We start from the raw sequence: 20,713 nt of genomic DNA, 5'->3' as shown, positions 1-20,713 counted from the left end.
GAAATCCGGGCCGGACCATGGCTTGACGCCGCAGCCGGTCTATAAGGCATCTCCCGTCGAGCGAAGTGACCTCAGATCCAATGTTGAACCGCCCCCTGCGCATCGGCACCCGCGGCTCCCCGATGGCGCTCGCGCAGACCGGGATGGTGCGTGACCGGATCGTGGCGGCCAATCCCGGGCTCGAGACCGAACTCGTCGTCGTCACCACCGTGGCCGACAAGATCCTCGACCGCCCGCTCTCCGAGATCGGCGGCAAAGGTCTGTTCACCAAGGAGCTGGAACAGGCCCTGTTCGCCGACGACGTGGATGTCGCCGTGCATTCCATGAAGGACGTCGAGACCTGGCTCCCCGACGGGCTGACCGTCGCGTGCATCCTGGAACGCGACGACCCGCGGGACGCCTTCCTGTCACCGCACGCGGACGGTCTGGCGGGCCTGACCGAGGGCGCGCGCGTCGGCACCTCGTCGCTGCGCCGCGGGGCGCAGGTGCTGATGCGGCGGCCCGACCTGCGCGTCGTCCCACTCCGCGGCAACGCCAACACCCGGATGCGCAAGCTCGAGGCCGGCGAGTGCGATGCCACGCTGCTCGCGCTCGCCGGGCTGCAACGCCTGGGCCTGGAGAGCATGGCGCGCAGCGTTCTGCCCGTCGATGAGATGCTGCCGGCCGTCGCGCAGGGCGCTCTCGGCATCGAGTGCCGGACGGACGACGCCGCGATCCGCGAACTTCTAGCGCCCATCGCCTGCGCTCGCACCACGACGGCGATCACGGCCGAGCGGGCGCTCCTCGCCGAGCTCGACGGGTCCTGCCGCACGCCGATCGCCGCCCTCGCGCGGATCGAGGGCGAGAACCTGTCGCTTGATGGCCTGCTGTTCCTGCCGGATGGCAGCCGGCACTGGGCGGTCTCCCGCCAGGGCCTAGCCGCAGATGCCGAGCGCATCGGGCGCGATGCGGGGGCAGCCCTGAAGGCGGCAGCTGGCGATACCTACGCCCGTCACCTCCAGTGAGGGCAGCCTGATGTCCGCGGTGACCGTGGTCGACGTGTTCACCCACGAGGGGCGCGGCGGCAACCCGTGCCCGGTGGTCGCGGATGCTGTCGGCCTCGATGCCGAGGCCATGCGGGCGATCGCGGCGCGCTACGGCCACGAATCGGGCTTCGTGCTGCCGGCCGATGACGATTCGCATGACCTGCGCTTCCGCTTCTTCGTGCCCAACCACGAGATGGAGATGTGCGCCCACGCGACGATCGGGATGCTCTGGGTGCTTGCTCGCCAGGGTCGGCTGCCCGCTACGCCGGTGCGAATCGCCACCGCCAGCGGGTCGGTGACCGGGTTCGTCGCGCCGCGCGGGGCGGATCAATGGGCTGTCTCGATCACGCAGCCGGCCGGTCGCGTCCGGTCGCTCTCGCAGGAGGACGAGACGGCGGTGCTGGCGGCGCTCGGGATCGACCGGGCGACGCTGGCCAAGCGGCAGATCCGCAACGCCGTTACGTCCCGGGTAAAGACCCTGGTGCCGATGCGCGACGCGGCGGCGCTGAACGCACTGACGCCGGAGGCCGGCGCGATCGAGACCGCCTGCGCGCGCATCGGATCGACGGGGCTCTATCCCTACGCCGTCCTGGACGGCCCCGCCCGGCTCTTCGAAGCGCGGCAGTTCCCCCGTGCATCCGGCTACCTGGAGGACGCCGCCACCGGGATCGCCGCGGCAGCGCTGTCCTTCGGACTACTGGAGGATCGCCTCATCGCGGCCGACGATCGACCGATCCGCATCTTTCAGGGCCGGGCCATGGGCCGGCTGTCTGAGATCCGGGTCCGTCCCGGCTTCGCGGATGGCCGGCCCACCGGATGCCTGCTCGAAGGCGACGTACGCGCGGCAGCGCGCTGACGACTCGGCGTTTGGCGGAGCTTTACGACGGGGCCGAGCGGCCGAACGCCTCCCGCTCGCGCATCCGCTCGATCAGGTCGAGGACGTGCACGACCCGTCCACCCACGTCCCACCAGGGCCGCAGAGCGGCGCGCGGGCGCAGGCCGCCGTGCGGCTCAGACGTGACCGCCTCGATCAGAAATGCCGCCGCCGGGAGGGCCGGCGCCCCGAGATCGGATCCGACCCGATGCGGCCGGGTCGCGCGGGCGATCAGCGCAAGCTTCCTGCCTGCCGTGACCCGGGCACGGCCGGAGACCGAATCAAAGCCGTTCGCGGCGACGATCCGGCCGATCTCGGCATAGATCAGACTCGCGGCCCGGATCGCCGGCCGGCAGCGGGGCGGGAGGGCCTCGATGCCGGCATTTGCGCTGGCGTAGAGCCGGTCAGCCTCGGCGAGCAGCCGCGCCACGAGAGCCGCCAGGGCCGGGCTCGGTCGCGGATCGGCCAGGAACGTCTCGGGGTCGAGATCCGCCTCCGCCATCCAGTTGAGGGGTAGATAGAGACGGCCCATCCGGGCATCCTCGCCCACGTCGCGGGCGATGTTGGTGAGCTGCATGGCCGCCCCGAGGTCGCAGGCGCGAGCGAGGGCGTCGGCGCTCCGGGCGCCCATGATCAGCGCCATCATGGCGCCGACCGACCCGGCGACCCGCGCCGCGTAGGCCTGGAGCGCCTCAAGATCGGCGTAGCGCCGCCCGTCCGCATCCCAGGCGAATCCCTCGATCAGGGCGCGCGGCAGGGCCTCGGGGATGGCGTGGGTGGTCACGACCTCCGCGAATGCGCGATCGGCCGGCGCGTCCACCGGCTGGCCGGCATAGGCGCGCCCGATCCGATCCGTCAGACGCGCCACCGCGTCATGCCGGTCGGCGGATCCCGCGGCCTCGTCGACGAGGTCGTCCGAGAGCCGGCAAAAGGCATAGAGACCATAGGCGGCCTCGCGCACGTCGCCCGGGAGCAGTTGCCCGGCCGCGAAAAAGCTCCGCGACCCGGCGCGGATCGCGGCGCGGCAGGCGGAGCGGTCCGCCGCGGCGGCGAATTCAGGCGGTAACGCGGGCATCGGGGACCACGCTGTCGAGGATGCGGGCGGACGAGAGCACGCCGGGAAGTCCGGCGCCCGGATGGGTGCCGGCACCGACCAGATAGAGGTTGCGCACGGCGCCCGACCGGTTGTGCGGGCGGAACCAAGCGGACTGGGTGAGGACCGGCTCCAGCCCGAAACCGGAGCCGCGATAGCTCCGGAAGTCGTCCTGGAAGTCCTGCGGCGTCGTCACGTGCGACGTGACGATGGCATCCGACAGGCCCGGCAGCACGCTGGTCTCCAGGATCCGCGCAATGCGGCGCCGGTACGGCTCGGCGAGCGCCTGCCAGTCTTGGCCGCCCGCGAGGTTCGGCACGGGTGCCAGCACGTAGAAGGCATCGCATCCCGGGGGCGCGAGGCTCGGATCGGTGGCGGTCGGCCGGTGGAGATAGAGGCTGGCATCCTCGGCAAGGACCTTGCGGTCGAAGATGTCGGTCAACAGTCCCCGGTAGCGGGGTCCCAGGAGGATCGTGTGGTGGTCCACCTGCGGGTAGCGGCGCTTCGTGCCGAAATACCAGACGAACAGACCCATGGACGAGCGGGCGCGGCGGAACCGGCCTGGGCTCCAGCGCTGGGCCTGCGGCAGGAGCTGCGCGTGGGTCACGGCGGAATCGGCGTTGGAAACCACGAGGTCGGCCGCGATGATCTCGCCGCTGGCGAGTTCGACCCCCGTGGCCGCCCCGCGCTCCACCCGGATTCGGGCGACGTCGACGCCCAAGCGCACCCGCCCGCGCTGTCCGCGGATCAGCCGCACCAGCCCGTCCACCAGCTGCCCCGTGCCGCCCAGAGCGAAGTGGACGCCCCAGCGCCGCTCCAGATCGGCGATCAGGCAGTAGATGGCGCTCGCCCGGAACGGGTTTCCGCCGATGAGCAGCGGGTGAAAACTGAAGACCGTGCGCAAGCGCTCGTCCCGAATGAACCGCGCCACCACGTCGTAGACCGAACGGTGCCCGGACAGGCGCAGCAAATCCGGAGCGATCTTCAGCATCGACGCGACGCTGCCGAAGGGGACGTGGCCCAGTTGCTCGAAGCCGATGCGGCAGACCGCCCGGCTGTGGGCCATGAAGCGCTCGTATCCGTCGACGTCCTCGGGCGCGAAGCGCGCCACCTCCGCGCGCATCCGCTCCAGATCGCCGCTGTAGGCGAACGACGTGCCGTCGGCAAAGCGGATCCGGTAGAACGGATCCATCGGCACCAGGGTCACGTCATCGGCCAGCCGGCGACCGGCCAGGGTCCAGAGTTCCTCGAACAGATGCGGTGCCGTGACGATGGTCGGCCCGGCATCGAAGATGAAGCCATCTTGGCGGTGAACCCGGGCGCGGCCGCCCGGCTGCTCCAGGCGCTCCAGAACTGTCACCCGGTAGCCGCGCGACCCGAGCCGGACGGCCGCGGCGAGGCCGCCGAAGCCGGACCCGATCACCACCGCATGGGGTCGCCGGTCCGTCTCCTGTGCTTCCCTCTGATCGACCGCGAGTGTCAGCATAACTTGACACTAGCGCGGCAAAATCCGGACACGCAAGTTCGAAATTGTCGACGTGGGCTCTCTCCGCCGCCGGTCCCACCCGCGGCGGGCGAACAGATCTCGCCGATCGGAGACTGCCCATCGGCATCGGCTGCCGCTCCCGCTCGACACCCTCCGCGGCAAGGCATAACGGGCACAGGAGCTTTCAGACCATCAATCGTCCGGATCGTTGCACCGCGCGCGTGCGAGCTCTCGATGGCGCTGCCGTTGCGCGGATGCCATGCGCCTCAGAAAACGCGTGATTGCGCGGCGATATCGCGCCCGGTGGAGGCTATAGAGCCTCGGCATGCTGCGCGCTCACGTGGGAACGGGAAGCAAAATGGACGGTCGGGGTCAGACCATCTTCGTGGCGGGCCATCGGGGGATGGTCGGTTCCGCGATCGTGCGTCGCCTGCGCGGGTCGGGCCATGAGCGGATCCTGACCGCAGACCGCAGCGCCCTTGACCTGCTCGACCAGGCGGCAGTCCACCGCTTCTTCGCCGAGCACCGGATCGATCAAGTCTATCTCGCCGCCGCCAAGGTCGGTGGAATCCACGCCAACAACACCTATCCGGCCGAGTTCATCCACGAAAATCTGCTGATCCAGTCGAACCTCATCCACGCGGCGCACGCGACGGATGTGGATCGGCTGCTGTTCCTCGGATCGTCCTGCATCTACCCCAAGCACGCCGCGCAGCCGATGCGCGAGGACGCGCTGCTCACGGGCGTGCTGGAGCCGACCAACGAGCCCTACGCCATCGCCAAGATCGCCGGCATCAAGATGTGCGAGAGCTACAACCGGCAATACGGGCGTCGCTACCGCAGCGTGATGCCCACCAACCTGTACGGCCCCAACGACAATTTCCATCCCGAGAATGCCCACGTCCTTCCGGCGCTGATGCGGCGCCTCCACGAGGCGAAGGAGGACGGGCGACCGACCGTCACCGTCTGGGGCACGGGCCGCGCCATGCGGGAGTTCCTGCACGTCGACGACATGGCCCGCGCCAGCGTCTTCGTCATGGAGATGGACGACGCCACGTACGCGGAGAACACGCGGCCGGACCTGTCGCATATCAACGTCGGCACGGGCGAGGACTGCACCATCCGCGAATTGGCCGAAGCCCTGGCCCGGGTGATCGGCTACGAGGGGACGCTGGCGTTCGACGCGAGCAAGCCCGACGGCACGCCCCGCAAGCTGATGGACGTGTCGCGCCTGAAGGCCATGGGCTGGCAGCCGGAGATCGGGCTGGAGAGCGGCCTGCGCCAGACCTACCGGTGGTTCCTGGAGAACCACGCGACGCTCCGGCGCTGACCGCGGCCTGATTGCGCTTGACCATCCGCCGGGGAGGAGACGGCTCATGGACCAGCAGCCGCCTGACGAGAGCGAGCGGGCGCGGCGGAAGTTCCTGAAGAACTTCCAGAGCTTCGACGCGAACATCCGCTTCCCCGCACCGTACGTGCAGTTCGCCGGGAAGCCGCTCGCGACCCTGGCCGAGACGGGCTGGCGCTACGACGCGCTCGGCTACCGCAACGACGTCCATGTGGAGGCGCGCAGCCCGGCGGAGACGCTGCGGGTGTTCGTGGTCGGCGACAGCACGCTGGTCGAGGGACAGGTCTTCGCCGACACGATTCCCGGTCGCCTGGAATCCGGCCTGAAGCGGGTCCACGGGCCCGGTGCCCGCGCCTATAATTTCGGCGTGACCTCAGCCTGCCTCAACCAGATGATCGCGCTGATCACCACCCGGCTGATGGATCTCGCGCCGGACGTGATCCTGATCGTCGGCGGCGGCACCGACATCTTCCAGCCCTGGAGCTTCGATCCGCGCGCGGGCTATCCCTACAATCACTTCGCCAACGAGTGCCTCTACGACTTCATCTTCGATCCCAGGAAGACCGGCGGCGACGCGCCCGAACTGTCCTACGAACGTCTGCAGGACATGATCTTCGGGCGGCTGGAGAACCTGCGGGCGTTGACCAACTGGCAGTCGGACATCTGGGAATGGGAGGTGGTGCGCCAGTTCGAGCTGGGGCTCAAGCGGCTCGCGCGCCTGGCGCCCGGGATCGGAGCCCCGATCCGCTTCCTGCTTCAACCCACCCTGATCCGGAAGACCGAGCGGGCGGGCGACGAGGCCGCGACCGCATCCGGTGAGTTCCTGGCCTATCTCGACCGGCAGTACACGCGCTTCGAGGGCGTCCTCGACCGGCTCGCCGCCGAGATCGGCCCGGAGACGCCGTTCGCGGTCCGCGACCTCAGCCGGATGTTCGCCGATGAGAGCCACGCCCTGTTCACCGATATCGTCCACCTGAACGGCGGAGGCCGGCAGAGAATGGCCGACCGGCTCCAGCAGGAAGTGGCCGACACCCTCGGCAAGCCGCTCGGGCCCGTCGCCTAGACCATGGATGGGCCGATCGTCTTCATCGGCGACTCGATAACCGAACTGTGGGGCTTCCATCGCGCCGCGACCTTCGAGGCGTATGACCTGATCCCCCGCGGCGGCTCCGGACAGACGGCGCGCTGGATCACCATGCGCTTCCGCCGCGACCTGGTGGAAACCGGCGCGCACGGCGTCCACCTCCTCTGCGGGGTCAACGATATCGGCCGCAACGAAGGGTTCTTCGTCTCCGCCGAGGAGATCGCACGGACGCTCGCCGGCATGCTGGACGAGGCGCGGGCCCTCGGGGTGAAGGCCTGGGTCGGCTCGATCATGCCGGCGGCGCGCATCCCCTGGAACCCGGAGGTCGAGAACGCACCGGCGATGATCGCCGCCGTCAACACGTGGCTGCGCGAGCACGCACACGAGCACGGCGCGACCTTCATCGACTATCACGCCGTGCTGGCGACGAAGGCCGGAGGGTTGCAGAAGCGGTACGGCACCGATGGCCTGCATCTCAGCCCGGCCGGCTACGCGGCAATCGAGACCCTGATGCTGTCGGCACTGGGCAAGGCGTCCGAAGCGGCACCCTCGCCCGCCGCGTCGTCGGGGCTCTGGCGGCGCGGTCTAGCACGCCTTGCGGCTGCGACCGCCGCTCTGGGTGTCCGCGTCCGGTGATCAGACCCGGCGCACGGCCCCGTGCGCCGCGCTGGTCGTCAGCATCGCGTAGGCGCGCAGGGCCGCGCTGACCTTGCGCTTGCGCGGGCTCGCCGGCTGCCATCCCGCCGCGTCCTGCGCGGCCCGGCGCCGCTCGAGCTCGTCCGGTTCAACCTCGAGGCGGATGCTGCGGTTCGGGATGTCGATGGCGATCGTGTCGCCGTCGCGCACGAGGCCGATCAGGCCGCCCTCTGCCGCCTCCGGCGAGACGTGGCCGATCGACAGGCCGGAGGAGCCACCCGAGAAGCGTCCGTCGGTGACGAGGGCGCAGGCCTTCCCGAGCCCCTTCGATTTCAGGTAGCTCGTCGGGTACAGCATCTCCTGCATGCCGGGCCCGCCGCGAGGGCCCTCGTAGCGGATCAGCACGATTTCGCCCGCCGTGACCTTGCCGTTCAGGATGCCGTCCACCGCCGCGTCCTGGCTCTCGAACACCCGGGCCGTCCCCGTGAAGGTCAGGATCGAGGCATCGACACCCGCGGTCTTCACGATGCAACCCTGCTCGGCAAGGTTGCCGAACAGTACGGCGAGACCGCCGTCCTGCGAGTAGGCGTGCGCCGCGTCGCGGATGACGCCGCCTTCGCGGTCGAGGTCGAGTTCGTCGAAGCGGGACTCCTGGCTAAAAGCCACCTGGGTCGGCACGCCGCCGGGGGCTGCCCGATAGAAGGTCTGCACCGACGCGCTGGGGGCCGCGCGCACGTCCCACCGCGCGAGAGCATTGCCCAATGTCCCGGCCGAGACGTTGCCGACCTCCGTGTCGATCAAGCCGGCCCGGTCGAGCTCGCCAAGGATGCCCATGATCCCGCCGGCGCGGTGGACGTCCTCCATGTGGACGTTGGCCACCGCCGGGGCGACCTTGCACAGCACCGGCACGCGGCGCGACAGGCGGTCGATATCGGCCATGGTGAACGGCACCTCGCCCTCGTGGGCGGCGGCCAGCAGGTGCAGCACCGTGTTGGTCGAGCCACCCATGGCGATGTCGAGGGTCATGGCGTTCTCGAACGCCTTGAAGTTCGCCACGGCGCGCGGCAGCACGCCCGCGTCGTCCTGCTCGTAGTGGCGCCGGGCCAGATCAACGATCAGGTGGCCGGCCTCGACGAACAAGCGCCGGCGGTCGGCGTGAGTCGCCAGCACCGAGCCGTTGCCCGGGAGCGCGAGGCCCAGCGCCTCGGTCAGGCAATTCATGGAATTCGCCGTGAACATGCCCGAACACGAGCCGCAGGTCGGGCAGGCCGAGCGCTCGATCACCGCGACGTCCTCGTCGGAGATCCGGTCGTCGGCCGCCGCGATCATCGCGTCGACGAGGTCGACCTTCCTGGCGATGCCTGGCAGCTGAACCTTGCCGGCCTCCATCGGGCCGCCCGAGACGAACACCGTCGGGATGTTGAGGCGCAGGGTCGCCATCAGCATGCCGGGGGTGATCTTGTCGCAATTCGAGATGCATACCATCGCGTCGGCGCAGTGCGCGTTGACCATGTACTCGACCGAATCGGCGATCAGTTCGCGAGACGGCAGCGAGTACAGCATCCCGTCATGACCCATGGCGATGCCGTCATCCACCGCGATGGTGTTGAACTCCTTGGCGACGCCGCCGGCCGCCTCGATCTCGCGGGCGACCAGCTGGCCGAGATCCTTGAGGTGGACGTGGCCCGGCACGAACTGCGTGAAGGAGTTCACCACGGCGATGATCGGCTTGCCGAAATCGGAATCCTTCATGCCGGTGGCGCGCCAGAGGCCGCGGGCACCGGCCATGTTGCGGCCGTGGGTCGTGGTGCGGGAGCGATAAGCGGGCATCGGAACGATTCGATCAGTTCGAAGGTGAGGCGGCTTCTGCGCCGGCACCGCCGCGGCTGCAAGCGTCGCCGAGGGGCACGCAGGCATGGCATGCTCCTGGCGGATGGCAGCTCCCGGCGGATGGCCGCCAATCAATGCGGGTGGCGCGATGACAGATGTGGATTTCCTCCGGCGCGCCATCGCGCAGGGGCAGGGCCGCGGCGAGGCCGACCTCGTGCTGAAGGGTTGCCGCTTCCTCGATCTCGTCACCGGCGACCTCGTGCCGTCGGACATCGCGATCTGCGGCGACCGGATCGTCGGCACCTTCGGCACTTATCGCGGGCGATGCGAGATCGACCTGACCGGGAAGGTCGTGGTGCCCGGTTTCATCGACACGCATTTCCACGTCGAATCCTCGTTGATGCCGCCGCAGGAATTCGAGCGCTGCGTCCTGCCGCACGGTGTCACCACGGGGATCTGCGATCCGCACGAGATGGCCAACGTCCTGGGGACCGAGGCCTTCGCGTGGTTCCTCGCGTCGTCCAGGACCCTGGCGATGGACCTGCGGGTTCAGCTCTCTTCCTGCGTTCCGGCGACCGACCATCTGGAGACCTCCGGCGCGCGGATCACGGCCGCCGACCTGATGCCCTTCGCCCAAGATCCGAAGGTGATCGGGCTCGCCGAGTTCATGAACTTTCCCGGCGTGCTGGCGGCTGATCCGGCCGTGCTGGCGAAGCTCGCGGCCTTCCAGGGCCGGCACATCGACGGCCACGCGCCGCTCCTGCGCGGCGAGGCGCTGAACGGCTACATCGCGGCCGGCATCCGCACGGAGCACGAGGCGACGACGCCCGCAGAAGCCCTCGAAAAACTGTCCAAGGGCATGACCGTGCTGATCCGGGAGGGCTCCGTCTGCAAGGATCTGCATGCCCTGGCGCCGATCCTAACCGAGCGCACGGCCCCGTTCCTCGCCTTCTGCACCGACGACCGGAACCCGCTCGACATCGCCGAGGAGGGCCACCTCGACTACGTCATCCGCACGGCCATCGCGCTGGGCGCGCCGCCGCTCGCCGCTTACCGGGCCGCGTCGTGGTCGGCGGCCCGCGCCTTCGGCCTGCACGACCGCGGCCTCGTGGCGCCCGGCCAGCGGGCCGACCTCGTGGTGCTCGACGATCTGGCCGCCTGCGCGGTCTCGCGGGTCATCAGTGCCGGGCGGCCAGTGGACGAAACCCTGTTTGCCGCCCGCACACCCGTGGCGCCGATCGGGCGCGGCAGCGTGCGGGCACGGCGCGTCGCGGCCGCGGATTTCGCCGCCCTGGGCTCCGGGCCGTCGACGCCCGTCATCGGCGTTGTCCCGGGGAAGATCATCACGCTCCGGTGCGACCTGACGCTGCCCTACTCCCACGGAGAGCGCCGTATCGATCTCGGCCAGGACGTCATCAAGGTCGCCGTGGTGGAGCGGCACGGCCGGACCGCACCCGGCGAACGCGGCATCGGGGTCGCCTTCGTGAAGGGTTTCGGGCTGCAGCGGGGCGCGATCGCCTCGTCGGTGGGGCATGACAGCCACAACATCACGGTGGTCGGCGCGGACGAAGTCGACATGGCCGTGGCGGTCAATCGCCTCGGCCAGATCGAGGGCGGTTTCGTGGTGGTCGCGGACGGTCAGGTCCTCGCCGAGATCGCCCTCCCGCTCGCCGGCCTGATGAGCCTGATGCCGTTCGACGTCATCCGGCGGGACCTCGTCACACTGAGGGCCGCCGCGCGCGGCCTCGGCGTCGTCCTGCCCGAGCCGTTCCTGCAGGTGGCCTTCCTGCCGCTGCCGGTCATACCCCATCTCAAGATCACCGACAGGGGGTTGGTCGATGTCGACCGGTTCACGCTGATCGATCCTTGAAATTAGATTGCGCGCAATTTAAATGGGGGTAGGCGGATGCCCGCCACACCCTAGATGCCGCCTACCAACCCGATACCGGAGTTCGCTATGTCCGTAGACGTAAAGTACCGCACAACTGCCACTGCCACCGGCGGCCGCGACGGCGCCGCGCGGACCGCGGACGGCAGCTTCGAGGTCAAGCTTTCGACCCCGAAGGAGCTGGGCGGTGCGGGCGGCCCGGGCGCGAACCCGGAGCAGCTCTTCGCCTCGGGCTACTCGGCTTGCTTCCTCGGCGCCATGAAGGCTGTTGCCCCTTCGCTGCAGCTCAAGGTCCCGGCTGATACCAGCGTCACCGCTGATGTCGGCATCGGCCCGCGCTCCGAGGGCGGTTTCGGCATCACCGCCGACCTCACGATCAGCCTGCCAGGCCTCGACCGGGCCGACGCGCAGAAGCTCGTGGACGCCGCTCATCAGGTGTGCCCGTACTCGAACGCCACCCGCGGCAACGTCAACGTCGGCCTGAAGCTCGCCTGAGATCAGGTCCTGCGGAGCCCGCCACTCGGGGGCTCCGCTCGACGACGCGGAGTTGCGCGTCGTCCCGCATGCCCCCGGCGGCGCATGCAGACCATCACCGTCATCGCGAGCGCAGCGAAGCAATCCAGTCGGCGCATCGTTCTCCCACGTGGCGCCGCTTTGGGTCGCTTCGCTGCGCTCGCCATGACGCCACGCGTCGTCGGCAGATCAGGCCGTCGTCTCTCCTTGCCGAGCTGCAGGGTATGTCCGGCATTCGCTAATCGGCCGACCGCCCCCGCATGCATACCCGGCCCGCCTCGTCGAGCGTGACGCCCTCGAAGCCCGCCCCGCTGAGCCGCCCGCAGACCCGGAAGGTCTGGTTGGCGGTCATCGGTGACACGCCGCGGTAACGGAAGATCCGTGGCACCCGACCCAGCAGCTTCGTCGCGAGGTTCATCAGCAGCGTCGCCTGCATCGGTCCGTGGACGACGAGGTCCGCGTAGCCCTCGACCTGCGTGGCGTAGGGCTGGTCGTAGTGGAAGCGGTGGCCGTTGAAGGTCATCGCCGAGTATCGGAACAGCAGCGTCGGTGTGGCCGGCACGGACCAGACCGCCGCGTAGGCTTCCGCGTCGTCGCGCTCGGCTTCGACGGCGCGACCGGTCTGCGCCGAGGCCGCCTCGCGGTAGACGATGTCCTGCCGCTCGCGAATCGCGATACCGCGCTCGGTCGCCACCGCGTGATCGACGGTGACGAAGCACAAAGCCCCGCTGCGCCCGTCCTTGAAGACGACGTCCCGCACGGTCTCGGTGCGCGTCACCAGTTCGCCCGCGCGCAGCTCCTGGACGGTCTCGATCTCCCCGCCGGCCCACATGCGCCGCGGCAGCGGGACAGGCGGCAGGAACCCGCCCTTCGCGGCGTGGCCGTCCGGTCCCAGGGAATCCGCGGGCGGTGTCTCGGGGGCGAGGCACCAGTGCAAGGCCGGCCAGGCATCGCCCTCGGCGACCGGCGCCAGATGCGGCGCGAGGGTCGCGCGGAACTCGGCCAGCAGGCGCGGCGTGACGAGGTCGGTTGCCGTGCGCGTCCGGCCGATCCAGGCGGCGAGATCCGTCATGATCAGTACGAGCGCGGCATGCCGAGCACGTGCTCGGACAGGTAGGCGAGGATGAGGTTCGTGGAGATCGGCGCAACCTGATACAGTCGGGTCTCGCGAAACTTGCGCTCGATGTCGTATTCCTCGGCGAAGCCGAAGCCGCCATGGGTCTGGATGCAGGCGTTGGCGGCCTCGAACGAGGCGTCGGCGGCGAGCATCTTGGCCATGTTGGCCTCCGCGCCCGGATTGGCGCCGCCCTCGTAGAGCGTCAGAGCCTCGCGGACCATCAGCTCCGCCGCCCGCATGTTGGCGTAGGCCTTGGCGATCGGGAACTGGACGCCCTGGTTGGCGCCGATCGGTCGGCCGAACACGGTGCGCTCGCCGGCGTAGGCCTTCGCCTTGTCGATGAACCACTTCGCGTCGCCGACGCACTCCGCGGCGATGAGGATCCGCTCGGCGTTCATGCCGGACAGGATGTAGCGGAAGCCCCTGCCCTCCTCGCCGATCAGGTTCTGCGCCGGAACCCGGAGGTTGTCGAAGAAGACCTCCGTGGTGGCGTGGTTCATCATCGTGCGGATCGGCCGGATGGTGAGGCCGCTGCCCTTCGCCTCGCGCATATCGACGAGGAGGACCGACAGGCCGTCGGTCCGCTTCATCCCGTCGGCGCGCGGGGTGGTACGGGCCAGCAGCAGCATGAGGTCCGAGTGCTCGGCGCGGCTCGTCCAGATCTTCTGGCCGTTGACGAGGAAGTGGTCGCCCTCGCGGCGCGCCGTCGTCTTCAGGCTGCTGGTGTCGGTGCCGGAGGTGGGCTCGGTGACACCGAAGGCCTGGAGCCGCAGGCGCCCCTCCGCGATCGCCGGCAGATATTCGGCCTTCTGAGCATCCGAGCCGTGCCGCAGGAGCGTGCCCATCGTATACATCTGCGCGTGGCAGGCGCCGCCGTTGCAGCCTGCCCGCTGCACCTCCTCCAGGATCGCCGCGGCGGCCGAGAGCGGCAGGCCGGAGCCGCCGTATTCCTCCGGTATCAGGACCGAGAGGTAGCCGCTCTCGGTGAGCGCGTTCACGAACTCCGTCGGGTAGGCCATCTCCCGGTCGAGGGCCCGCCAGTAGGAGCCCGGAAAGCCCGCGCAGAGCTTGGCCACAGCCTCGCGGATCTCGGTATACAACTCCATCGCGCGCTCCTCAGGCCGTGCGGCCACCGTCGACCGGCAGGTCGACCCCGGTGATGAACTCGGCCTCGTCGGAGGCGAGGAACAGGGCCGCCGCCGCGATGTCGCGCGCCTCCGACAGGCGCCCGAGCGGGATCGTGGCGATGAACCGCTCCCGGTTTTCCGGGGTGTCAGCCATGCCCATGAAGTGCTCGAGGAGGCCGGTGGCGCCCATCACCGGGCAGAGGGCGTTCACCCGGATCTTCCAGGGCGCAAGTTCGAGGGCCAGGGACTTCGAGGCGAGGCTCGCCGCTCCCTTGGAGGCATTGTACCACGTCAGCCCCGGCCGCGGACGCAGGGCCGCCGTCGAGCTGACGTTGAGGATGACGCCGCCGCCCGCGTCGCGCATCAGCGGCGCGATGGCGCGGACGTAGTGGAAGATCGACTTCACATTGACCCGGAACACGCGGTCGAAATCGTCTTCCGTCACCTCCATGAGCGGCTTGTTCCGGTGCGTCGTGCCGGCGTTGTTGACGAGGATGTGCGGCACCCCGAAGCGCTCGCGGGTGGCCGCGATGCTGGCTTCGACATCGGCGGCACTGCCGACATCCGCGCCGATGGCGAGGGCCTTGGCGCCGATCCCCGACGCGACACGCTCCGCCGCCGCCCGATCGATATCCACGCAGGCGACCGCGGCCCCCTCGGCCGCGAAACGCTCGGCGATGCCCGCCCCGAAGCCGCCACCGGCGCCCGTGACGATCGCGACCTTGCCGTCGAGCCTCATCGTCCCCTCCCGCTTTCTCTCGTGTCCCGAGTCTAGGTCTTCAGCGCGCGGAGGCGAACTCCGCGCGGATGCGCGCACTGTGCGCGCCGATGCCGGGCACCGGGCCCAGTGCCCGGACCTGCCCGTCGATCAGGACCGGCGGAGCCACGATGCTGGCCGGCCCGGCCGGGGTCTGGACTTCGGCGCGGATGAGGGCGGGATGGGTGGTGAGGTCGGCCAGCGTATTGACGAAACCGTAGGCGGTCCCCGCCGCCTTGAGCCGCGCGGCCGCCCCGTCGCGGGTCAGCCGCACCAGTGCCGAGCCGATGCGGAGGTCGACGGCCGCGCGATTCGCCACGCGGGCGTTGTTCGAGGCGAAGCCCTCGGCAGTCGCGAGGTCCGGCTCGTCCAGGACGCCGTCGCAGAAGCGCGCCCATTCCCGCTCGTTCTGGATCGAGATCAGCACGAGGCTGCCGTCGGCCGTCGGAAAGGCGCCGTACGGGCAGATCGTGGGATGGGCGAGCCCGACCCGCTGCGGGGCGCGTCCGGTCCCTTCGAAGTAGAGGAGCGGCACGTTCATCCAGTCGGCCGCGCCGCTGAACAGGCTGACCTCCAGGGCGCAGCCCTGGCCCGAGATCCCGCGGGCGATCAGCGCTTCCAGCACGGCCGCGTGCGCGTCCATCCCGCAGGCGACGTCGCAGACGGAAACGCCGACCCGCCCCGGACCCGCCGGGTGGCCGGTGATGCCGGCAAGCCCGCTCTCGGCTTGGACCAACAGGTCGTAGGCCTTCATGTCGCTGTAGGCATGCCCGGCGCCGTAGCCGGAGATGTCAACGGTGATCAGCCGCGGATGGCGTGCCCGCAGCTCGGCGGCGCCGAAACCGGCGCGGGCGGCTGCCCCGGGCGCGAGGTTCTGCACGAAGACATCGGCCTGCGCGAGGATCGCGTGGAGCAGCCGTGCGTCGGCCGGGTCCTTGATGTCGGCGACGAGGCTCTCCTTGCCGCGGTTGAGCCAGACGAAGTAGCTCGCCAGCCCGTTGACGGCCGCGTCGTAGCCACGGGCGAAATCCCCCTCCGGCCGCTCGATCTTGATGACCCGCGCGCCCGCATCGGCGAGCCGCGATGTGCAGTAGGGGGCGGCGACCGCCTGCTCCAGGGCGAGGACGGTCAGGCCTCGCAGCGGCAGGTTGTGGCTCATCCGCGTCCTCTGGCCGAATCCAAGCGCCGAATCCAAGCCCCACGGGGCCGGTGCGCGCTCAACTGGAACGCACTCGGCCCATGCCAAGCCGGACGCGATGACAGGGCGTCGCCGGCGTCGGCATCCGGAGAGCGACGACGGCCGTGCGGGCCGAAACCGGTAGGCCCGTTACTCCGCCGCGCGCAGCGCGGGCGGGCCGCGGACCTCCTCGACCGGCTCCGGATTGCCTCGGGTGGCATCCACCGCCTCGGGCTTGTCCCGGAAGGACAGGCGGTGCGCCAGACGATCGAGGTAGATGTAGATCACCGGTGTCGTGAACAGCGTCAGGATCTGGCTGACCGCGAGACCGCCGACCATGGCGTAGCCGAGCGGCTGGCGGATCTCCGAGCCGGTCCCGTGGGCGAACATCAGCGGGATGCCGCCGAGCAGCGCCGCCATGGTGGTCATCAGGATCGGGCGGAAGCGCAGCAGCGCCGCCTTCCGGATCGCCTCCTCGGGGCCGATGCCCTCTTCGCGCTCGGCCACGATGGCGAAGTCCACCAGCATGATGCCGTTCTTCTTCACGATGCCGATCAGCAGGATGATGCCGATCAGCGCGATCAGGCTGAAATCGAACCCCGCCGCCATCAGCACCGCCAGGGCGCCGACGCCCGCCGACGGCAGCGTCGACAGGATGGTGATCGGATGGATGAAGCTCTCGTAGAGGATGCCGAGGATCAGGTAGACGACGAACAAGGCCGCCAGGATCAGCAGCGGCACCGTCGAGAGCGACTGCTGGAACGCCTGGGCCGTGCCCTGGAAGCCGCTGACCACCGTCGGTGGTACCTGGAGGTCCCGCATCGCCCGGCCGATCGCCTCCGTGGCCTGCCCGAGGGCGACGTCGGGGGCGAGGTTGAAGCTGATCGTCACCGCCGGGAACTGGCCCTGGTGGTTCACCGAGAGCGGCGCGACCGGATCGGTGGTCCAGCGGGCGAAGGCAGCCAGCGGCACCTGCCCGCCGCCGTTCGGTGCCTTGATGTAGATCTTGTCGAGGCTGTCGACCCGGCCCTGAAGCACCGGCAGCACCTCCAGCACCACGTGGTAGCTGTTGAGCTGCGTGAAGTACTGAGCGATCTGCCGCTGCCCGAACGCGTCGTAGAGTGTGTCGTCGATGAGTTGCGGCGTGATGCCGTAGCGCGAGGCGGCGTCGCGATCGATCGCCATCGTCAGGGTGGTGCCCCGGGTCTGCTGGTCGGTCGCCACGTCGCGCAGCTCGGGCAACGTCTTCATCCGATCGAGGATGCGCGGCGCCCAGGTGTTGAGCTCGGTGAGATCCGGATCCTGCAGCGTGTACTCGAACTGCGTCCGCGAGGTGCGACCGCCGGTGCGCACATCCTGCGTGGCCTGGATGAAGGTGCGGATGCCCTCGACCCGCTCCAGCTTCGGTCGCAGCCGCGCGATGATCTGGAAGGCGTTGGCGTCGCGCTCATCCCGGGGCTTCAGCGTAATGTACATCCGGCCCGAGTTGAGCGCCTGGCCGTTGCCGCCCAGCGACATGCCGACGGTCGCGACGCCCGGATCGGCCTGGACGATCGCGCCGACCTTCTCCTGCAGCTCCTTCATCGCCGAGAAGGAGACGTCCTGCCCCGCCTCGGTGACGCCGATCATGAAGCCGGTGTCCTGCTGTGGGAAGAAGCCCTTCGGGATCGCCACGAACAGGTAGCCGGTGAGTCCGAGCGTCGCGAAGAAGGTGAGCAGCGTGATCCGGCGGTGGTGCAGGGCGACGTCGAGGGCGCTCTCGTAGACCGAGAGCAGCCAGTCGAACCCGGCCTCGCTCATCCGGTAGAGCCGGCCGTGGCGCTCGGCGCCGTGCGGCTTGAGCAGCCGTGCCGCCATCATCGGCGTCAGCGTCAGCGACACGAAGGCCGAGACCGCGATGGTCATCGACAGGACGACGGCGAACTCGCGGAACAGACGGCCGATGATCCCGCCCATCAGGAGCAGCGGGATCAGCACCGCGATCAGCGACACCGAGATCGACACGATGGTGAAGCCGATCTCGCCCGCACCCTTGAATGCGGCCTTCATGGGCCGCATCCCCTCCTCGACGTAGCGGCTGATGTTCTCCAGCACGACGATCGCGTCGTCGACCACGAAGCCGACCGCGATGGTGAGCGCCATCAGCGACAGGTTGTCGAGGGTGTAGCCCACCAACCACATCAGCGCGCAGGCGCCGAGCAGGGCGAGCGGCACTGTCACGCTCGGGATAACGGTCGCCCAGAAGCTCCTCAGGAAGACGAAGATCACCGCCACCACCAGCACGATGGTGAGCAGGAGGGTAAACTGCACATCCTCCACGGAGGCCCGGATCGTCTGCGTGCGGTCGCTGAGGAGATCGACCTTGATGCCGGCCGGGAGGGTCGCGGTCAGCCGTGGCAACTGCGCCTTGATGCTGTCGACGGTGTCGATGACGTTGGCGCCGGGCTGCTTGAAGATCACCAGGAAGACGCCGCGGCGCCCGTTCGTCCAGCCGGCCTGCTTCATGTCCTCGGGGCCGGCCACGGCTTTGCCGATGTCGCGCACGCGCAGGGGGGCGCCGTCTCGATAGGCGACGATGACGTCGTTCCAGTCCCGCGCCACCGTGAGCTGGTCGTTGGCGTAGATCGTGTAGCTGCGGCTCGTTCCGTCGATGCTCCCCTTCGGATTGTTGACCGTGGTGATGGCGAGCTGGTTGCGCACGTCCTCCAGGGACAGCCCCTTGGCGACGAGCTTGGCTGGATCGACCTGGATCCGCACCGCCGGCTTCTGCTGGCCGCCGATGAAGACCTGCGCGACTCCGGAGATCTGGCTGATCCGCTGGGCGAGCTGCACATCGACCGCATCGTCCACCTCGGTCAGCGGCAGGGTATCGGAGACCGCCGAGAGCAGCAGGATCGGCGAGTCCGCCGGGTTGACCTTGCGGTAGGTCGGCGGGCTGGGGAGGTTCTTGGGCAGCTGGCCGCCGGCGGCGTTGATTGCCGCTTGGATGTCGTTGGCCGCGCCGTCGATGTTGCGGTTCAGGTCGAACTGCACCGTGATGGTCGAGATCCCCAGGGAACTCGTGGACGTCATCTGCGACACGCCCGGGATCTGCGAGAATTGACGCTCGAGCGGCTGCGCCACGGACGATGCCATGGTCTCGGGGCTGGCGCCGGGGAGCTGCGCGGTCACCTGGATCGTGGGGAAATCCACCTGCGGCAGCGGCGCGACGCCGAGCAGCGGGTAGGCCACCAGTCCGAGGAACAGGATGCCGACCATGATCAGCGTGGTCGCCACCGGGAACCGGATGAACGGTGCGGAAATGCCGCCCTTCACGACCCGCCCCCGACCTGCCGCGACACGGCCATGCCTGCCTCCCGGCCCATCAGCGTTGCGCCTCCGCTTTCCGGCCGAGGTCCGGTTCGGCCGCCTGCGCGGTGTGCGCCGCGCGCGGATCGGCCACGAGGCTGCCGTCCTGAACCTTGTACTGTCCGGCCACGATGACGCGTTCGCCGGATTTCAAGTCGCCGCTCAGGATCTGGGTGCGGCCGGAATCCGAGCGGCCCGCTTTCAGGGCGACCTGATGCGCGCGGCCGGACTCGTCGACCACGAAGGCGAACAGGCCGGCAGGCCCGTGCTGCACGGCATCGTCAGGCACCGTCGTGGCCGTGGCGACCGTCCCGACCCGCATCTTGGTGGAGACGGATAGACCCGGCCACAGCGCGTGATTGCGGTTCTCGTACACGGCCTTGAGGCGGATCGTGCCCGTCGCCGTGTCGACTTGGTTGTTGAACAGGGCGAGCTTGCCGTCGGCGAGCTTGGCGAGCCCGTCCGAGCTCCAGGCTTCCACCGGCACGTCACCCGTCCGCAGGGCCGCGGTGATGGCGGGAAGCTGATCCTCGGGCGCGGTGAAGACGACGAAGATGGGCTCGACCTGCGTGATCGTCACGATCGCCGATTGTCCCGACGCGTTCACGATGTTGCCGATATCGACCTGCCGGAATCCCGTGACGCCGTCGATCGGCGCGCGGATCGTGGCGTAGCCGAGCTGCGTGGCCGCGTTGTCGATGGCGGCCTGATCGGAGGCGACCTGCGCAGTCAGCTGCGCGACCAAGGCCGTCTGCGTCTCGGTCTGCTGCCGCGACGCGTAGGCGCCGAGGCCCGTGTAGCGGGTCAGGTCGACCTTGGCGTTGTTGAGGTTGGCGGTGTCCTGCTCCTTCTTGGCCTTCGCCTGGTCCAGGGCTGCCTGATAGGGCCGCGGGTCGACCTGGACGAGGATATCGCCCTTGTGGACGGTCTGACCCTCCTTGAAGGCCACCTGCTGGATCTCGCCGTCGACCCGGGTGCGCACCTGGACGGTGTTGTACGCCTGCACCGTTCCGAGCCCGCTCGACACGAGGGCGAAGGGACCCTGTTCCACGGCTCCGAGCGTCACCGGGACGGGCAGCGGCGCCGCCGCCTTCGACTTCACCGCCGGCGCATTCAGCCGCGTATACCCGTAGGCGCCGCCGCCCGCGGCGCCGAGTAGGAGCAGAAGCAGGACCGATCCGCGGACGCGGCTCGGTTTCCGGCCTGCCTGAACCCGACGGGTGCCGCCCGCGTCCTGATACGCGGCGCTCTCGTCAAACCGAGACGTGCCGCGATGGTCCTCATCCTCGCTCAGCATGCGCCTGATTCCGCCCCCGTAACCGGCCGCTTCGCGATCCAGGATAATTTTGCATTCATTAGCATACAATCATCGGGACCGACACTGATCCGACCGGTCGCTTCGGTGGCGAG

Annotated in this window: 16 protein-coding genes; 7 read left to right on the top strand and 9 right to left on the bottom strand. The window is 69.5% G+C overall.

The window, feature by feature from the left end:
• The first annotated feature begins 80 nt into the window (after nt 1-80).
• Entirely contained in the window at nt 81-1,004 is a 924-nt protein-coding gene (gene hemC, locus ACLBX9_RS00995; protein WP_447717594.1) for a hydroxymethylbilane synthase, read from the top strand.
• Between the two features lie 10 nt (nt 1,005-1,014).
• A complete protein-coding gene (locus tag ACLBX9_RS00990) occupies nt 1,015-1,881 on the top strand; it encodes a PhzF family phenazine biosynthesis protein (RefSeq protein ID WP_447717593.1) in 867 nt (288 codons plus the stop codon).
• A 22-nt stretch (nt 1,882-1,903) separates the two neighbouring features.
• Here ACLBX9_RS00990 and ACLBX9_RS00985 read toward each other — a convergent pair whose 3' ends face one another.
• Entirely contained in the window at nt 1,904-2,974 is a 1,071-nt protein-coding gene (locus ACLBX9_RS00985; RefSeq protein WP_447717592.1) for a phytoene/squalene synthase family protein, read from the bottom strand.
• Nucleotides 2,955-4,478, bottom strand: a complete 1,524-nt coding sequence (locus ACLBX9_RS00980) for a phytoene desaturase (protein WP_447717591.1) — start codon at nt 4,476-4,478, stop codon at nt 2,955-2,957. The genes ACLBX9_RS00985 and ACLBX9_RS00980 overlap by 20 nt, the downstream gene beginning before the upstream one ends.
• 358 nt (nt 4,479-4,836) lie before the next feature.
• On the opposite strand from ACLBX9_RS00980, the gene fcl reads away from it, so the two are divergent.
• The 3 genes from fcl to ACLBX9_RS00965 are packed head-to-tail and all read left to right on the top strand — an operon-like array spanning nt 4,837 to nt 7,546.
• A complete protein-coding gene (gene fcl / locus ACLBX9_RS00975; protein ID WP_447717590.1) occupies nt 4,837-5,808 on the top strand; it encodes a GDP-L-fucose synthase in 972 nt (323 codons plus the stop codon).
• A gap of 46 nt (nt 5,809-5,854) precedes the next feature.
• On the top strand, nt 5,855-6,889 hold the full coding sequence (locus ACLBX9_RS00970) for an SGNH/GDSL hydrolase family protein (protein ID WP_447717589.1): 1,035 nt from the start codon (nt 5,855-5,857) through the stop codon (nt 6,887-6,889).
• Nucleotides 6,890-6,892: 3 nt separating this feature from the next.
• Nucleotides 6,893-7,546, top strand: coding sequence for a GDSL-type esterase/lipase family protein (locus tag ACLBX9_RS00965; RefSeq protein WP_447717588.1), 654 nt, complete (start codon nt 6,893-6,895; stop codon nt 7,544-7,546).
• Here ACLBX9_RS00965 and ilvD read toward each other — a convergent pair whose 3' ends face one another.
• Nucleotides 7,547-9,376, bottom strand: coding sequence for a dihydroxy-acid dehydratase (gene ilvD, locus ACLBX9_RS00960; protein WP_447717587.1), 1,830 nt, complete (start codon nt 9,374-9,376; stop codon nt 7,547-7,549).
• 148 nt (nt 9,377-9,524) lie between these two features.
• Here ilvD and ade point away from each other — a divergent pair, with 148 nt between their 5' ends.
• Together ade and ACLBX9_RS00950 are read left to right on the top strand one after the other, a co-directional pair.
• The gene (ade, locus tag ACLBX9_RS00955; RefSeq protein ID WP_039892335.1) at nt 9,525-11,246 is read left to right on the top strand and encodes an adenine deaminase; all 1,722 of its coding nucleotides are present in this window, start codon (nt 9,525-9,527) and stop codon (nt 11,244-11,246) included.
• 87 nt (nt 11,247-11,333) lie between these two features.
• Entirely contained in the window at nt 11,334-11,759 is a 426-nt protein-coding gene (locus ACLBX9_RS00950) for an organic hydroperoxide resistance protein (RefSeq protein WP_043357630.1), read from the top strand.
• 256 nt (nt 11,760-12,015) lie between these two features.
• Here ACLBX9_RS00950 and ACLBX9_RS00945 read toward each other — a convergent pair whose 3' ends face one another.
• From ACLBX9_RS00945 to ACLBX9_RS00920, 6 genes are all read right to left on the bottom strand, one after another.
• Nucleotides 12,016-12,849: an FAS1-like dehydratase domain-containing protein gene (locus ACLBX9_RS00945; RefSeq protein ID WP_447717586.1), complete on the bottom strand. Its 834-nt coding sequence runs from the start codon at nt 12,847-12,849 to the stop codon at nt 12,016-12,018.
• 2 nt (nt 12,850-12,851) lie between these two features.
• Nucleotides 12,852-14,000: an acyl-CoA dehydrogenase family protein gene (locus ACLBX9_RS00940; RefSeq protein WP_447717585.1), complete on the bottom strand. Its 1,149-nt coding sequence runs from the start codon at nt 13,998-14,000 to the stop codon at nt 12,852-12,854.
• 10 nt (nt 14,001-14,010) lie between these two features.
• A complete protein-coding gene (locus tag ACLBX9_RS00935; RefSeq protein ID WP_447717584.1) occupies nt 14,011-14,760 on the bottom strand; it encodes an SDR family oxidoreductase in 750 nt (249 codons plus the stop codon).
• Nucleotides 14,761-14,800: 40 nt separating this feature from the next.
• The gene (locus ACLBX9_RS00930) at nt 14,801-15,937 is read right to left on the bottom strand and encodes a CaiB/BaiF CoA transferase family protein (RefSeq protein ID WP_447717583.1); all 1,137 of its coding nucleotides are present in this window, start codon (nt 15,935-15,937) and stop codon (nt 14,801-14,803) included.
• Nucleotides 15,938-16,105: 168 nt separating this feature from the next.
• The gene (locus ACLBX9_RS00925) at nt 16,106-19,270 is read right to left on the bottom strand and encodes an efflux RND transporter permease subunit (RefSeq protein ID WP_447717582.1); all 3,165 of its coding nucleotides are present in this window, start codon (nt 19,268-19,270) and stop codon (nt 16,106-16,108) included.
• A gap of 49 nt (nt 19,271-19,319) precedes the next feature.
• Entirely contained in the window at nt 19,320-20,600 is a 1,281-nt protein-coding gene (locus ACLBX9_RS00920; RefSeq protein ID WP_010682657.1) for an efflux RND transporter periplasmic adaptor subunit, read from the bottom strand.
• Between the last annotated feature and the right edge of the window lie 113 nt (nt 20,601-20,713).

The organism is Methylobacterium sp. A49B (genome assembly GCF_053346215.1).
The sequence above is the reverse complement of the archived record's forward strand: the minus strand, read 5'-3'. Positions and strand labels throughout refer to the sequence as shown.

What these genes read in the sequence shown, in the direction of transcription:
- ACLBX9_RS00950 (WP_043357630.1), top strand. Translation starts at nt 11,334, where the DNA reads ATGTCCGTAGACGTAAAGTACCGCACAACTGCCACTGCCACCGGCGGC.
- ACLBX9_RS00930 (WP_447717583.1), bottom strand. Translation starts at nt 15,937, where the DNA reads ATGAGCCACAACCTGCCGCTGCGAGGCCTGACCGTCCTCGCCCTGGAG.
- ACLBX9_RS00945 (WP_447717586.1), bottom strand. Translation starts at nt 12,849, where the DNA reads ATGACGGATCTCGCCGCCTGGATCGGCCGGACGCGCACGGCAACCGAC.
- fcl (WP_447717590.1), top strand. Translation starts at nt 4,837, where the DNA reads ATGGACGGTCGGGGTCAGACCATCTTCGTGGCGGGCCATCGGGGGATG.
- ACLBX9_RS00935 (WP_447717584.1), bottom strand. Translation starts at nt 14,760, where the DNA reads ATGAGGCTCGACGGCAAGGTCGCGATCGTCACGGGCGCCGGTGGCGGC.
- ACLBX9_RS00980 (WP_447717591.1), bottom strand. Translation starts at nt 4,478, where the DNA reads ATGCTGACACTCGCGGTCGATCAGAGGGAAGCACAGGAGACGGACCGG.
- ACLBX9_RS00985 (WP_447717592.1), bottom strand. Translation starts at nt 2,974, where the DNA reads ATGCCCGCGTTACCGCCTGAATTCGCCGCCGCGGCGGACCGCTCCGCC.
- ade (WP_039892335.1), top strand. Translation starts at nt 9,525, where the DNA reads ATGACAGATGTGGATTTCCTCCGGCGCGCCATCGCGCAGGGGCAGGGC.
- hemC (WP_447717594.1), top strand. Translation starts at nt 81, where the DNA reads ATGTTGAACCGCCCCCTGCGCATCGGCACCCGCGGCTCCCCGATGGCG.
- ACLBX9_RS00965 (WP_447717588.1), top strand. Translation starts at nt 6,893, where the DNA reads ATGGATGGGCCGATCGTCTTCATCGGCGACTCGATAACCGAACTGTGG.
- ilvD (WP_447717587.1), bottom strand. Translation starts at nt 9,376, where the DNA reads ATGCCCGCTTATCGCTCCCGCACCACGACCCACGGCCGCAACATGGCC.
- ACLBX9_RS00970 (WP_447717589.1), top strand. Translation starts at nt 5,855, where the DNA reads ATGGACCAGCAGCCGCCTGACGAGAGCGAGCGGGCGCGGCGGAAGTTC.
- ACLBX9_RS00940 (WP_447717585.1), bottom strand. Translation starts at nt 14,000, where the DNA reads ATGGAGTTGTATACCGAGATCCGCGAGGCTGTGGCCAAGCTCTGCGCG.
- ACLBX9_RS00920 (WP_010682657.1), bottom strand. Translation starts at nt 20,600, where the DNA reads ATGCTGAGCGAGGATGAGGACCATCGCGGCACGTCTCGGTTTGACGAG.
- ACLBX9_RS00990 (WP_447717593.1), top strand. Translation starts at nt 1,015, where the DNA reads ATGTCCGCGGTGACCGTGGTCGACGTGTTCACCCACGAGGGGCGCGGC.